This window comes from Staphylococcus sp. GDB20D11A (assembly GCF_016893255.1).
In the GTDB taxonomy this organism is placed as follows: domain Bacteria; phylum Bacillota; class Bacilli; order Staphylococcales; family Staphylococcaceae; genus Staphylococcus; species Staphylococcus aureus.
Map to the genome: position 1 here is coordinate 212,696 of NZ_JAFEPJ010000017.1, position 13,902 is coordinate 226,597.

The 13,902-nt window shown below is 29.9% G+C and carries 22 protein-coding genes and 1 riboswitch; of the genes, 10 read left to right on the plus strand and 12 right to left on the minus strand.

The window, feature by feature from the left end:
• Positions 1-85: 85 nt before the first annotated feature.
• A riboswitch (SAM riboswitch) is annotated at positions 86-189 on the minus strand.
• 57 nt (positions 190-246) lie between these two features.
• The 5 genes from JV528_RS10465 to JV528_RS10485 form a co-directional block, all read right to left on the minus strand.
• On the minus strand, positions 247-543 hold the full coding sequence (locus JV528_RS10465) for a thioredoxin family protein (protein WP_001065801.1): 297 nt from the start codon (positions 541-543) through the stop codon (positions 247-249).
• Positions 536-922 (minus strand): toprim domain-containing protein, encoded by a 387-nt coding sequence (locus JV528_RS10470; RefSeq protein ID WP_001018959.1) that lies wholly within the window; start codon positions 920-922, stop codon positions 536-538. The genes JV528_RS10465 and JV528_RS10470 overlap by 8 nt, the downstream gene beginning before the upstream one ends.
• 531 nt (positions 923-1,453) lie before the next feature.
• Positions 1,454-2,332, minus strand: coding sequence for a YwqG family protein (locus JV528_RS10475; RefSeq protein WP_000932207.1), 879 nt, complete (start codon positions 2,330-2,332; stop codon positions 1,454-1,456).
• 178 nt (positions 2,333-2,510) lie between these two features.
• The gene (gene gcvH / locus JV528_RS10480) at positions 2,511-2,891 is read right to left on the minus strand and encodes a glycine cleavage system protein GcvH (RefSeq protein WP_204177182.1); all 381 of its coding nucleotides are present in this window, start codon (positions 2,889-2,891) and stop codon (positions 2,511-2,513) included.
• A 157-nt stretch (positions 2,892-3,048) separates the two neighbouring features.
• Positions 3,049-3,405: an arsenate reductase family protein gene (locus tag JV528_RS10485; RefSeq protein ID WP_000589549.1), complete on the minus strand. Its 357-nt coding sequence runs from the start codon at positions 3,403-3,405 to the stop codon at positions 3,049-3,051.
• A gap of 143 nt (positions 3,406-3,548) precedes the next feature.
• Here JV528_RS10485 and JV528_RS10490 point away from each other — a divergent pair, with 143 nt between their 5' ends.
• Entirely contained in the window at positions 3,549-3,869 is a 321-nt protein-coding gene (locus JV528_RS10490; RefSeq protein ID WP_001147952.1) for a thioredoxin family protein, read from the plus strand.
• 150 nt (positions 3,870-4,019) lie between these two features.
• Here the strand turns inward: JV528_RS10490 and JV528_RS10495 are convergent, their stop codons facing one another.
• Together JV528_RS10495 and aroD are read right to left on the minus strand one after the other, a co-directional pair.
• A complete protein-coding gene (locus JV528_RS10495) occupies positions 4,020-4,559 on the minus strand; it encodes a nitroreductase family protein (protein WP_000422908.1) in 540 nt (179 codons plus the stop codon).
• Positions 4,560-4,641: 82 nt separating this feature from the next.
• Positions 4,642-5,358: a type I 3-dehydroquinate dehydratase gene (gene aroD, locus JV528_RS10500; protein WP_204177179.1), complete on the minus strand. Its 717-nt coding sequence runs from the start codon at positions 5,356-5,358 to the stop codon at positions 4,642-4,644.
• Between the two features lie 147 nt (positions 5,359-5,505).
• Between aroD and JV528_RS10505 the strand changes: the two genes are divergently transcribed.
• The 3 genes from JV528_RS10505 (at position 5,506) to JV528_RS10515 (ending at position 7,594) form a co-directional block, all read left to right on the plus strand.
• The gene (locus JV528_RS10505) at positions 5,506-5,928 is read left to right on the plus strand and encodes an organic hydroperoxide resistance protein (RefSeq protein ID WP_204254830.1); all 423 of its coding nucleotides are present in this window, start codon (positions 5,506-5,508) and stop codon (positions 5,926-5,928) included.
• A 398-nt stretch (positions 5,929-6,326) separates the two neighbouring features.
• A complete protein-coding gene (locus JV528_RS10510) occupies positions 6,327-6,821 on the plus strand; it encodes a GNAT family N-acetyltransferase (protein WP_000569881.1) in 495 nt (164 codons plus the stop codon).
• A gap of 155 nt (positions 6,822-6,976) precedes the next feature.
• Complete coding sequence (locus JV528_RS10515) at positions 6,977-7,594, plus strand: LysE/ArgO family amino acid transporter (RefSeq protein WP_000255553.1); 618 nt, start codon at positions 6,977-6,979, stop codon at positions 7,592-7,594.
• Between the two features lie 72 nt (positions 7,595-7,666).
• Here JV528_RS10515 and JV528_RS10520 read toward each other — a convergent pair whose 3' ends face one another.
• Positions 7,667-8,248, minus strand: coding sequence for a histidine phosphatase family protein (locus tag JV528_RS10520; protein WP_001140696.1), 582 nt, complete (start codon positions 8,246-8,248; stop codon positions 7,667-7,669).
• 224 nt (positions 8,249-8,472) lie between these two features.
• On the opposite strand from JV528_RS10520, the gene JV528_RS10525 reads away from it, so the two are divergent.
• The gene (locus JV528_RS10525; protein WP_000368687.1) at positions 8,473-8,709 is read left to right on the plus strand and encodes a hypothetical protein; all 237 of its coding nucleotides are present in this window, start codon (positions 8,473-8,475) and stop codon (positions 8,707-8,709) included.
• Here the strand turns inward: JV528_RS10525 and JV528_RS10530 are convergent.
• The gene (locus JV528_RS10530; RefSeq protein ID WP_000145163.1) at positions 8,706-8,909 is read right to left on the minus strand and encodes a sterile alpha motif-like domain-containing protein; all 204 of its coding nucleotides are present in this window, start codon (positions 8,907-8,909) and stop codon (positions 8,706-8,708) included. The genes JV528_RS10525 and JV528_RS10530 overlap by 4 nt on opposite strands.
• Positions 8,910-9,249: 340 nt before the next feature.
• On the opposite strand from JV528_RS10530, the gene tsaA reads away from it, so the two are divergent.
• From tsaA to JV528_RS10555, 5 genes are all read left to right on the plus strand, one after another.
• Positions 9,250-9,510, plus strand: coding sequence for a type II toxin-antitoxin system antitoxin TsaA (tsaA, locus tag JV528_RS10535; protein WP_001059690.1), 261 nt, complete (start codon positions 9,250-9,252; stop codon positions 9,508-9,510).
• A 28-nt stretch (positions 9,511-9,538) separates the two neighbouring features.
• Positions 9,539-9,727 (plus strand): type II toxin-antitoxin system toxin TsaT, encoded by a 189-nt coding sequence (gene tsaT / locus JV528_RS10540; RefSeq protein WP_000052076.1) that lies wholly within the window; start codon positions 9,539-9,541, stop codon positions 9,725-9,727.
• A 187-nt stretch (positions 9,728-9,914) separates the two neighbouring features.
• Positions 9,915-10,484 carry a lipoprotein N-acylation protein LnsA gene (lnsA, locus tag JV528_RS10545; protein ID WP_001106650.1) on the plus strand — a complete coding sequence of 190 codons (570 nt, stop codon included), beginning with the start codon at positions 9,915-9,917 and terminating at the stop codon, positions 10,482-10,484.
• A gap of 87 nt (positions 10,485-10,571) precedes the next feature.
• Positions 10,572-10,856: a hypothetical protein gene (locus tag JV528_RS10550; RefSeq protein WP_001004402.1), complete on the plus strand. Its 285-nt coding sequence runs from the start codon at positions 10,572-10,574 to the stop codon at positions 10,854-10,856.
• Between the two features lie 61 nt (positions 10,857-10,917).
• Positions 10,918-11,136 (plus strand): hypothetical protein, encoded by a 219-nt coding sequence (locus JV528_RS10555; protein WP_000005880.1) that lies wholly within the window; start codon positions 10,918-10,920, stop codon positions 11,134-11,136.
• A 497-nt stretch (positions 11,137-11,633) separates the two neighbouring features.
• Here the strand turns inward: JV528_RS10555 and JV528_RS10560 are convergent, their stop codons facing one another.
• From JV528_RS10560 to JV528_RS10570, 3 genes are all read right to left on the minus strand, one after another.
• Complete coding sequence (locus JV528_RS10560) at positions 11,634-11,834, minus strand: cold-shock protein (protein ID WP_001059082.1); 201 nt, start codon at positions 11,832-11,834, stop codon at positions 11,634-11,636.
• A gap of 356 nt (positions 11,835-12,190) precedes the next feature.
• Positions 12,191-12,877 (minus strand): thermonuclease family protein, encoded by a 687-nt coding sequence (locus JV528_RS10565; RefSeq protein WP_001641381.1) that lies wholly within the window; start codon positions 12,875-12,877, stop codon positions 12,191-12,193.
• 340 nt (positions 12,878-13,217) lie between these two features.
• On the minus strand, positions 13,218-13,739 hold the full coding sequence (locus JV528_RS10570) for a hypothetical protein (RefSeq protein ID WP_000824478.1): 522 nt from the start codon (positions 13,737-13,739) through the stop codon (positions 13,218-13,220).
• Positions 13,740-13,902 lie beyond the last annotated feature (163 nt).

Genomic DNA, 13,902 nt, shown 5'->3' on the forward strand with positions numbered 1-13,902 from the left:
GATTCCTCCCTGTGTTGCTTAATAAAATAAAAAATGCTTTCTCAATATCGATAGAAAAATTGAGAAAGCAATAGTAGTATTGTTTCTCTCATCTTCAAAAGTTAAAACTTTATGTGAATTGGCACCATTTCTATATAAGACGGTTGCCGGGCTTCGTAGGGCACATCCCTCCACCACTCTCGATAAGAGTTTACGCATCATTTAATTTGTATTAATCCTAACACCTTAGTAAAATTTCGTCAATAACTATTTTAAATTTTCTAACAAATCAGTCACCGATTTAAATGCATAAATTCGCTTTACTTCTTTATCTTTATTCATCAACAATAAAATCGGCGTAGACATGATTTGCATATCTTTACAAAACTGAGGATAAAAGTTTAAATCTATTTTCAATAATGGCAACTGCAATATTTCATTAGCAATGTCTAACATTCTTTCTGAAACCTTACAAGTACCACATGTTGGTGTATAACCAAAGATTAAATGTTTGTCTTCCTCATAAAATGTAGTTACATCTTTGATGTCTAATGAATTATTCATTTACTAAAACTAACCTTTCATTATTTATATTCGGTAAGGAAGGTGTTTCTTTCTTACAAGTAAAGCCATGTTTTGAAAGTACATGCGCCAAATATTGTTTGGGGCAATTCGCAACTTGACAGTAAGTTTTATCAATAAATATATGTTCACATTCACTCAAATAACGTTTAAACCAATTTCTAATTCGATCTCCTTCGTCATCAGAATCGGCTAATACAAAAACTTGTTTATCATATAGTGATTCTATCATATCATCAAGCTTATCTATACTCATTGTTCCATGAGTACAAATAATATTGACTGGTTCTGCAATAACCTGTTGCACCCTTTTTTTATCAGATTTTCCTTCAACAATTATCACTTTATTTACAATAGCCATCATCATCACCCTTTAAAATCAATAAACATCTGTCACTGTATCATTTCACAAAATTGGTATGAATAAAACATAAATCACAAAAAATTTAAACTAGCTTAATATAATAATTACAAACTCAATGTTTGACTAGCTAGGACATTTTACATAAACAGACAAAGGCTAAACCATAAATCAACATCCTAAAATCTACAATGTTATATTACCAATAGTTAACCAAAAGAAAATACACCTATAACAAGCTTTTTCAATTATAGCGGGGCCCCAACACAGAGAATTTCGAAAAGAAATTCTGCGAACAATGCAAGTTGGGGTGGACCCCAACATAAAGAAATACTTTTTCTTTAGAAATTAGTATTTCTTATGCATGAGTTTTACTCATGTATTCCTATTTTTAAGTACACATTAGCTGTGGCTTATGAAAAAGAACCACTACATTATAAATCACTAGTGGTTCTTTTTCATTTCTATCCCACTCCCTAGATTGATCTATAGTTACTACACTTATTAAAGTAATATATTTTTATGATTCTCTTAGCTGCAATCCCATGAATACATGTAATCATCAAACTTCATAGCCTCAAGGTCAGTAGATTTTACTAAGATATTGGCAATACCCAAATCACCCCATATAATCGAAGAATTACCATCTCTTGTAGAATCAATTTGCAGTAAGACTCTATCATACATTTTCAGTTCTTGATCGTTCGTTCTTGGATCTATTTGGTCAAAATATGGATAACCACCAAGTTGATTAAATGGCTCCTTAGCAGTAAATGTGTTACACACAGGTTCCATTAATTCATCATATCCACCAAACATCGATTTTAGCGCGAAGGATGGATTGACTTTATTCCACAATGCAAGCACGTCCTCATCGTACTTATAATCAGTACATGTAATAGTTTGTTTCGACAATCTAAATTCTATAGAAAATGCTCCACTGAACGGGATATCCTCATTATCAGCATCTAATGACTTCAAATGCATTTGAATATTTTCAAGTGATAAATCTGTAATTGGCTCTTTTATATAAACAAGCCTTGAGTTTATATTGTTTCCCTTTAAATTTTCAGACATACCATACATTTGATCTTCTGAACTAATCCAAAACTGCAATATCCCTTCATTTACAGGAAATAATTCTTGTTGTTCTGGAAGATCATTCAAATTAATCTGTGCTAACAATACCATTGGTACATTATTTTCATCTAATGGTATATCTTTAAAAGATTTTAAAAATGGCATTCCACCAATCTTACTCTGGCTTAAAGTTTCTTCTTGCATCTCTTTTAGATCTATTTCAATACATGGTAGTACTGGTAAATTACCGTTTTCTACAGATTCTACGAAACGGTTATATGCTTTTTGCTCCTTTTTAGAAAGATGACTAACGTCTTGAATGTTTAGCATATTAACTTCCCCCAATTTTTATTTTTAAAATAGCTAAATTCATTATTTTCATCATTCTTGAATAATAAAATGTAACAATACTCCAAATAATAGTGCCTAATAAATTTTCTTTCATATTATTTACTTACTCAGACTAAAAATAAACTCCTCAATCTTAGATTAAGGAGTTACACGGTGATTATTCACCAATCATTTCTGAATATTTTTCAGCTGTTAATAAAGCTTCAAGCTGACTTTCATCACTAATTTCTACTTTTACCATCCATGCTTTTTCGTATGGAGATTCATTTACAAATTCGGGACTATCTTCTAGTTCTTCGTGGACTTCAACTACTTTACCAGAGATTGGTGCATATAATTCTGATACAGTTTTAACTGATTCTACGCTACCAAACGTATCCCCTTCATTAATTTCATCATCTGTTTCTGGTAATTCAACAAAAACAATATCACCTAACTCGCTTTGTGCGTATTCTGTGATTCCAATTGTTGCTACATTACCTTCAACTTTAACCCATTCATGCTCTTTTGAATATTTCAATTCATTTGGTACTGCCAAGAGAATCCCCTCCTAATTAATCTTTACATCATTAATGATGCCATAAGGCTAGATGCTATTCAACTATATTTATAAAAATTAACAATTGTATAGCTTATTTCATTTTACATGTAATGAATCTAAATATCGAGATATTTAGTAAACGTTTACATTACGCTTACGCTAACCAAGTTTCTTTATATTGATCTTCTTTGAATCCTAATGTTATCTTATCGCCCATTACTGCTAGAGGACGCTTTACTAACATACCATCAGATGATAACAACTCTAACTTTTCATCATCTGATAAAGTTTGTAATTTATTTTTCAAATCAAGCTCACGATATTTCGCACCGTGTGTATTAAACAATTTATTAATTTCTACGCCTGTATTTGCAATTATTGTTTTAAATTCATTTATTGTAGGTGTATGTTGAACGATATCAATTGGTTCATAACTTACGCCATATTCATCTAAAAACTTTGCTGCCTTTTTACAAGTTGTACAATTCTTATATTGGTAAAATTTAATCATACGACTGCAACCTCCTTTATGTATTTAAAATAAATATATCATTTTCCATAGCAAAAGGCTTTCATTTTGAAGCTAAAATTTTTTATTATGATATAAATTTAGCTATAATAAAAATTATTAAACTATCTAGAGGAGTTGTTACAATGCAAGCAATCAAAAGTAATGAATCATTTAAATCTATAATTAATAGCGATACACCTGTAATTGTTAAATTTGAGGCAGGATGGTGCCCAGACTGTCGTGCTATGGATTTATGGATTGACCCAATCGTAGAACAATATAATGATTACCAATGGTATACTGTTAATCGTGATGAATTAGAAGATGTAGTTGTTGAAAATGAAGTTATGGGTATCCCTAGCTTGCTAGTATTTAAAAACGGCGACAAAATTGCACACCTTCATTCAGCAAATGCTAAGTCACCTGAACAAGTTGAATCATTTTTAGCAGAAACTTTTAAATAAATACTAAAATACAAATGTGTATATACTGCACAATAAAAAGCTGAGACTGTGATTGTACCGACTCTAGTAAATTAGATTAAATCTCTAACTCGATAGATGTCCATCAATTCATGTCTCAGCTTTTATTAATGTTTTCTATAATTATACATATTAATATAATGTAATTAAGTTTCTATTTTTACGTGGTGCTTTAGGCATATCTTCTTCTAAATCCGTTAAATATAAGAATCCAGCAAGAACTTCATCTTTCTTTATACCAAGTGTTTTTCTTACTTTAGGATCATAGATATATAATGGCGATTTCCAACATGTACCTATCCCCGCTTCATAAAGTAACAACATAAGATTTTGTGCATATGCACCAAATGCAAAGTAGTTTTCATCATTTTGACGTTGTCTTGGATCTGTTTTTAAAATAAGCAATAACATGCCACCTAGTTTCGTTACTGCATCATAATGACATTGTTGCTTATCTAATTCATTAGGAAATGCAAATTTAGAAATATCCTTACTCATATCTCCTAATCTGTCTTTCGGAACATGCACAACTCTCCATGGTTCCCTCATTCCATGATTTGGAGCATCAGCAGCTTTCTCAATTGCTTGATATAGCAATGCGTCATCTATGTGCATGTCTCTTTTAAATTTTTTCACACTTCTTCTATTAGCTATTGCTTGTTGTAATTCCATCTAAAATCGCTCCTCCACGAACAATGATAATACTTCTCAATTATAAGACAGCACTTACACAAAAGCAACCTAATTCATTTTATTAGTATAAAGTCACTTGCGCTTTTAAATCAGTAACATCAATCTGTCCTGGAGCTTGTGGTTCTCCGATACAACCGTAAGTCAACGCACCACCAAAAACGCCTTGAGCCGTTCTACTTATTAGTCCAAGTTTAGACATTGAAATACCAACAACTTTGCAGTCCATAGTATCTGAAAATGTAGACATTGCCTGCAATAAATTTAACACATCATTTTTATTATGTGGCATTACTGCTAATTTAACGTATTCTGGGTTGAACTTTTGCATTTTAAAAAATATAAATTGCAATTCATCTAATGGAGGCGTACCTTCGAAATTATGATGTGATATAACCACCTCTTTATTATACTGTTGCAAATGTGTAATGATTCGTTGATGTTTTTCAATGTCAATATCTGCTTGCCATTCTATATCAATCATATCTATGCCATTGATATTTGCTAAGTCTAATATTAAATTAAGATACAAGTCATTTGTAAATTGCCCATAGCCACCTTGTAACTTTGTACGATACGTAACTAATAATTTAAATGAATCTTGCATAACCTTCAGCTTTGTAATCATTTCTGCCACTTGATCAACTGTGACATTTTCAATTTGATCAATTCGTAATTCTAATACGTCTATTGCATCAATACGATGATTAATTTTTTGAATTAAAGTTTCTTCGATATATAATTGTGGCGCGATAGTCGCTACTACTTCCACATGTGTCATAGTAAATCCCTCATTTCAGATACTCATTATTTTTATTGTAAACAACAACTTTTTATCCTTCAATCAAACAATGCTATAAATGAATATGATTAAGGTATTTTCTAATGGGTAAAGCATAAATGTATTTTAAATTAGGAGGTTATAAGAATGGCAATACATTATGAAACTAAAGCGACGAATGTTGGCGGACGTAAAGGACATGTTTATACTGATGATCGAGCATTAGATATTGATATCGTTCCGCCTGCTCAAGCAGATGGTAAAGCTACTAACCCCGAACAATTATTTGCAGCAGGTTATGTATCTTGCTTCAACGGTGCCTTCGACCTAATTTTAAAGCAAAACAAAGTGCGTGATGCTCATCCAGAAGTAACACTAACAGTGAGACTAGAAGATGATCCAGACTCAGAAAGTCCTAAATTAAGTGTTTCAATTGATGCGACAATTAAAAATGTTATATCTCAAGAAGAAGCTGAAAAATATTTACAAATGGCTCATGAATTTTGTCCATATTCAAAAGCGACTCAAGGAAATATTAATGTCGATTTAAATATAAATGTTGTAGATTAGCATTAACTTAAAGAGATTATTCAACGTTATTAATAAAATTCACATAAAATTCAAATTTGCCAACCAAAAATTTTTGGTTGGTTATTTTTTCTAATCGTGATTGAAATTTCTGGCAATATTTAACTGAAAATAATTGTCTCTTAATCATCATAAATGTGACCGGTTCCAATACTGGCTTGACTTCTTCGCATACCGTCTACAAATAAAAGTCCAGTGTCGACCAATAACCAATTCCATAATTTCCTGAACTTAAAAATAAATATAATTAAATTGATAATCCATTTACAAGAATGTGCATATAAATCAATGATTGCAAAATTTTAATAAACATTTTAATATGTAATTAAGAAATTTTTTTAGTACAAAATCTTTCTTAATAATGATTAAGGAGGTCAGTAATGATTGAAATTAAAACATTAACGAATAATGATTTTAATGAGTATAAGAGACTTGTTTCGACAGTCAATGAAGAATTCACTCAAGATTCACATTATAGTCAAACAATGACTGACACCTTAATACATGACATTTTAAATCAAGGTTCACCGAAATGTATTGTATTTGGCTGTTATGAAAACGAAGCACTTATCGCAACAGCTGCCTTAGAACAAATTCGATACGTTGGAAAAGAACATAAATCATTAATTAAATACAACTTTGTTACTAATAACGATAAATCGATAAATAGCGAGCTCATTAATTTCATTATTAATTATGCACGGCAGAACAATTACGAATCTTTACTTACATCAATTGTGTCAAACAACATAGGTGCTAAAGTTTTCTATAGTGCACTAGGATTCGACATTCTTGGTTTTGAGAAAAATGCAATTAAAATCGGAAATACCTATTTCGATGAACATTGGCTTTTTTATGATTTGATTAATAAGTAATACAGTTTTATATATTCTACATTTCTCATAAATTCAAATCATATATTAATCTTTTTTTCATACAACTACTCTACTATTGAGTAGTTGTTTTTTATTTGATATGATATCAATAAGTTTTTTCAGAATATTCTATTTTTTAGGGGTGTCAAAACTTAATGGTAACCGCAATTATTCATGGATTTATCTTAGCGATTGGTCTAATTTTACCTTTAGGTGCACAAAATGTATTTATTTTTAACCAAGGAGCTAATCAACCAAAATATAGATATGTATTGCCTGCAATAATTACAGCCGGGTTGTCAGACAGCTTACTTATTATTATTGCAGTGGTAGGAGTATCTATCATTATTATGTCTTTACCTGTACTTCAAGCAATTATTTATATAGTTGGTTTAATTTTCTTGATGTATATGGCTTGGACCATTTGGCATGATAAACCCTCAACAGATGGAGAAGCTCAAATTATGTCTCCAATGAAACAAGTAAGTTTTGCTTTATCAGTTTCTTTACTCAATCCACATGCTATTTTAGATACAATTGGTGTAATTGGTAGTAGTGCTGCATTATATAGTGGCAGCAATAAAATTGCGTTTACAATCGCTTGTATCAGCGTTTCATGGTTATGGTTCTTTTTACTCGCAATTTTAGGTAAAATGGTTGGATCAATTGATAAAACCGGAAAATTATTAACAATAATCAATAAAATATCAAGTATAATAATTATTATTGTCGCTCTGATGATATTACAAAAACTTATTCAATTAATATTCTAAAGCGTTATATAGTTGTATTTTAAAAGCGTTATACAAAAGACATACTTGTGTCTATGTATAACGCTTTATTTATTATAAATTTGGATCAATTAACTCAACAAATTTAAATGTTCCATTGTCATATTCAAATTTCAGGATATTACAATTACCGATATTATGCTTTAATGCTTCATCTAGTTTAAGGCAATATCTTAAAAATACTCCCATTATTGTTCCATGACTCACGACTAATGCATTATTCTTTGTTTGAGACATAATGTCATGTAAAGTTTTCACAATGCGATCTTCAACTTGTTGCCTTGCCTCTCCTTTGAAAGGAACAATTCGATCTCCGAATAAGTCCTCAGGCTTGTATAGATTATCAAATAGATAGACTGACTCACCTTCAAATAATCCAAAATGCCATTCCTTTAGTCCCTTAAAACGTTGATACGATTGGTTAGGAGCAACATTTTCAAGTGTGTCACTTGCGCGTTCTTGCGTTGATGATGCATATAAATCGAAGTTTATCCCCTTAGTTTCATAATAACTACGTGCCTTTTGAGCTTGAGCAATTCCAAGTTCTGTTAGCGGCGAATCTCCAAATCCCTGAATTAGTCCCTTAAAATTAAACAAAGTTTGTCCGTGGCGCATTAAATATAACGTTTTAGCCAACAATAACACCTCTTCAATAAAAAGTATTGATAGCTCAAAATGTATTCTCTTTTTATTAAAATGAGTACCAAATATATTAAACCATTATTTAAACTTTTTCGGTAGCGAAAACCTTTGCTTTTGATGTACATTTTTTTCATAAGTAATGATGATTTTAGTTTAAAAGATAATGTGACGGGGTAAAACGCAATGAAGAGTACAGAATTTTAAAGGAGTGAGTGTTTATGGATAATCATAATCAATGTAATTATGTGAATCCACAAAATGTTTCACTTGACTGGGAATGTTTTATAATTAGTAAAAGTGAAATGTTGTTAGATGGTGTACCAAATGAACTTATAAACACTTGGTTAGATAAAGACATTATTACACCATTTTCGATAAGAAATGATGAAATAAACTTTAAAACAAAAGATATTTGGGATGCACTAATACATCATAATTGGTACTACTCAAATTAATTTGCCATATATAAGCTAATAGCTCTATTTGTAGTTTCAATTAATTGATGATCTGTGTAATTAGACATCACATATGCTCTAATTACTTGGTGTCTTTCTTCTAATCGAGGGAATGCTTTATCTTCACTAACGTGTTCGGCCAATATACCAAATGGTGTGTTATCATTTTGAAAACCCATGATGAAATTGTAAAACGTCATAAGACTTGCCCCCTTCATTTATTAAGCGCTATTTAAAGTGTTATTATTAATCTTATCAGAAAACTAGTATTTGTAAATGTGCAAAAGTGATTTTGCACATTTTTTTGTTATCTGATTCTAAAAATATTAACGAATTGTACAACTTTAAGGGTTTTTAGTATGTAAATATTCTTTTCATATTAATACTATACACCCCTATATATGCTCACTTGTTTGAATTAATAAACTTTAGCATTCTACAAATAATATTTTAAAAATAACTATACTTTTTATTTACCTATTGGAAAATAGTGTTATCATATTTATTAAGAAGCTATTTTAATACTAGTAGGTGTCAATCATGAATAACATTTTGTTAAATGCTATCAATATAGTTATTACTACCACTTTTGTTATCTTTAATATTTTAATCACATATAATAAAGATTTAGATGATTTATGTTGGCTCCTGCCTGGTATTATCATTTGTGGTGTGATACTCATTGTATCCTTTACCATTGCAATGATAACTAAAAACTGGTTAAGTGAAATATTATTTTTTATAAATATCGTACTCGTTCTCTATTACATTTATCCTATTTTTTATAGTTTTATAGGTTAATAATTACGGTATATAAGGAGGGTTTGACATGTCTTTACATTTTGCAATTCTGTTTTGGCTAGCATTAATTTTCTTAGTTGCCGCTACGTTTATACTCGTATTAATGAAAAAAACTGGCAAAGAATCTAAAAAAGAATCCTATTTAAGTTTCACTGTCATTCTCTATATTTTCGGATTCGCTATTTTAATATACACATTTATATTTGGTGTACTATAAATGAAATTCAATTTATATCCAGTCTGAAACGTCTCAAAGATGTTTTAGACTGTTTTTTATTCTTAATAGACATTTCACACTCTCATACTTTAATATTTAAGATATGTTTTAGTCTTACAACCTTATTAAAGATTACAATTCTAATTTAAGACTATTTACATATATTTCTTCAACAAGGAGCTTTTAAGTGAACTATATTAAACGAACGATAATTTTACTTATATTATTCGTTGTCGTATCCCCTATAAACTCACCAAAAACAATTGCAGATAATAAGTATTCAGAAATTCAAGATGACAAATTCCAATTACAACCTGGTGATATTATTATTACAAAAGGCCCTGTCATGTGGGGATTTTTTGGTCATTGTAGTATCGCGATTGATGATAAAACGATTTTACAAATTGAGGGGCCTGGCGACAAACCAACTACACAATCCTTCGAATCTTTTAAATATAATTATGCAAGTGGCAAAAATGATTGGATGAAAGTTTATCGTTGCAGCTATCCTGGTGCAGGTAAAAAAGCGGCTGACTGGGTTAAGAAAAACTATGAAAATACAAATCATCGTTATCTAGTTACATTAAATTTGAACAGCAAAAAATTTACGTATTGTACTAAAATTATCTATCAAGCTTATAAATTTGGTGTAAGTGAAAAATCAGTTAAAAGTTATGGACTACATATTATTTCACCCTATGCAATTAAAGATAATTTTATAGATTCATACAAACTAAGGCTTGTTAAAGCTTATTAATACAGTTTCATCAAATAGTTAAATTAGTTTGTGTTTTGCAATAAATTGGGTATAGATTACAAATGGTATTTCAGGAGGCCCAATATTTTGAATGAACTAACTAAAGAACAAAAGTATACAATAGCTAAATTTTACAAATTATATATTGAACGTTCGAATAATGGAGAAACAGAAACAGTCGCTAACTTTTTTGGCGATGCTAAAGATGCACGTGAAAACTATTTTTGCGATCGTGATTATCAAGAATTCTTAACTAACTGCCAAATTTTAATTCAAAACAAATACTTAACTGGTGAAGTTTTGGACGATAACATTTACAATATTTCTATTTTAAACAAGACATTTATTGAATTTGAACAAAATTTTGGTTGAACATGAATGTCTCAACTATAAACTTTCTAACCCTATTTTAAAGCAGGAGTGAAAAACTTACATGAGTGAATGGCATATTAATAATCAATCTACAAAACCTTTTTTAATACAACAAGCGGAAAAGCAATTGTCTATTGTTAAACCATTGCCTAATGGTAGCTTCCAAATACTCACAGAAATAGATTTGGAGAATGGCAATATTAGTAACATCGATCATTCTCTACTTGTTTCAGTAGACCCCAAAGCATTAGAAATAAGTATATTTGACGCTGTAAATTAAACGCAATATTTTTATTTAATTATTTTAATTTTTCGCCTTTTAAATGAAAACAAGATTACTGAATTATTATGAGATTTTAAAAACAATAAATATTCTCAATAATTAATCAGTCTTAATAAAAAATTAACAAAAAGTTGATTAGTTAAATTATTAATTAAGTAGTAAGATATTATGCGATGTGGTATCCTATTATTGTTAAACATTTTGAGTGTTTAACATTACTTCTTGTTATCGCCATATACAGACTTTAATTCTCGTCATTATTAAAGTTCTGTATTGGCGCTTTTTTTATATTCAAAATCAAAAGTCGGACAGATGAAAAGTAAAAAACTTTTCCATCAGTCCGATTTATTATAGAACCATTATATATTGTTAGATCTCCACCTAAATTTATTGGACCAAAAAAATAACAGCTAGTGCTTTTACCACACCAACTGTTATCGATTTAAAGCATAAAAAAACAGCCCTATAATAAGGACTGTTTGAATAAGTTAAAATTACATTTTAACTACGTTTGCAGCTTGCTCGCCACGGTCGCCTTCAACGATGTCGAATTCAACTTTTTGGCCTTCTTCTAATGATTTGTATCCATCTTCAGCGATTGCTGAGAAGTGTACGAATACGTCGCTACCATCTTCTCTTTCGATGAAACCAAAACCTTTTTCTGCATTAAACCATTTAACTGTACCGTTATTCATATTGAATACCTCCGTCGTGCTTTTGCACTAAATATTTTGTAACAAATTCATAAATGAAAAGGAGAATATTCTATATAAATAACTCACATTTTTCTTCACGCTCTTTATTACTTAACTTTCATTATACACTTTTAAATATAGAAGTAAAGCATTATTTTATTTTCTGTGATAATACACATTGAAATATATAGTAATATTTCATTTTAATACTAAATTTAAAATTTTTATTTTCTAATATTAAATACACTTGATTTTGATATCATTTACTTTTTTAATTCTGATTTGATAATAAATCATAACGTGATCTAAAAATTATAAAAGTGCCACTAGCAGCAGTGACACTTTTACAATGAGCATTATTGACCTGAATCAGCGTTGTCTTCGCTCCAAATATTTAATTTCTCTTTTTTCGCTTGTGCTTCACTTTTTCTTAAAAGTTGTTCATGTGTATTGTTAGGTTTGTAAACATAAGCAACTTTAGCCAAGCCTTGACGAACTAAAGCTTCGTTTACCATTTTTCCATCAGCATAAATATACGCTAAGCCACGTCCATATTTATCAGTTCTTTGACCTTTGTCAAACTCGACTTCAATTTTCTTTGCATTTTCTACCATTTTTTTCGTAAATGCACTTGCTTCAGGACCATATTTCTCTACACCTTTTTTAGGATGCTTTGTTTCAGGTGTATCAACCAATAATAGTCTGAATGTCATTGGTTGACCTTTGTACATTAATTTAACCGTATCACCATCAATCGCTTTAATTAAAGTCGCAGGTTCTTTATGTAATTTTTTAGTTGAAGTTGCACTATATACTGTTGGATCTTCAGAACCACTTCTATTTACGCCGTTATCTGTTTGTGATGCATTTGCTGAGCTACTTAGACTTGAAACTACAACTAAAGTTAACACTAAGCAACTAGTAGCGAAAAAGAAAAACCTCTTTGCGTATTGCCCTTTCGAAACATTACTGATAGCCATCCCTATAAGTAATATTGAAACAATTGCCATACATATGCCAGCACTTAATAAGTATTCTGTCATAACTAACACCTCTTTCTTTTTAGTTAATTTTAATATTAAACGTTAATTAATTATAATTCTACATTTTTACAATTAATTAATAAAAATTTAATAATTATAATAAAATAACTATACTTACTTTTATGTATTTTCTATATTTTAGGTGTCAGAACTTATATATTTAGCCTTATTTGTAAAATTAAATAGCCTACAACATGAATCGTTGCAGACTATCATATCGAGACAAAGAGGTTTATTAGCGTCTCTATATCTATGCGGAATTTGAAAAGATTATTTATTATATTTACGGGGATAAATTGTCATTTAAAAACGAGATGTATAACTTATAATTTACTTTGGATTAGCGTTTTTCAGTTTTCTCTATTTTATTATTCACTTTATCAATTTGTTTATTTAAATAATTTTGGTGAGACTGACTAAGTGTACTTACTTTTGCAGTTGCCTTAGCAAGATCTTCATAGCTTTGTGTATCTTTATAATCGTTAATTAAGCTTTGTGCTTCTTTAACATGATCACGTCTAATAACGCGTTTGTCACGGTCTGTGAAATGTGATGAGTCAATTTCACTATAACCATATAACCAACCTTTTTTAATGCCTGTTTGATTAGTATGTAAATCATATTCTATGTAGTTGTCATTAGATAGTGATTTTAATTTATTTAATTGACTCTTTTCTACTATTGAAAATTTCTCCTCAGTAGTAATTTCAGTATGGGTTTGTAAAACATTTTCATTATCCGAATCTTTTACAACAAAATTAGTTTCAACACTCTCTGTCACTAATGCGTTTGCGTGATTAGAATGCCATAATTGAGTTGCACAAATTACACCCATTGTTAGTACTAGTACTTTCCTTTTCATTTCTTTATGCTCCCTTATTTGCTTTGATTTAAAAACCGACTTTTTTACCCTGTTTTCTTCGCCATTGAAAATTATATACCAATATTTTAGAAACAATAATTAACTTGCGATAAACAAACTATTAACTATTATTTCGAGTCTTAAGTCAAGTCCAGACTCCTGT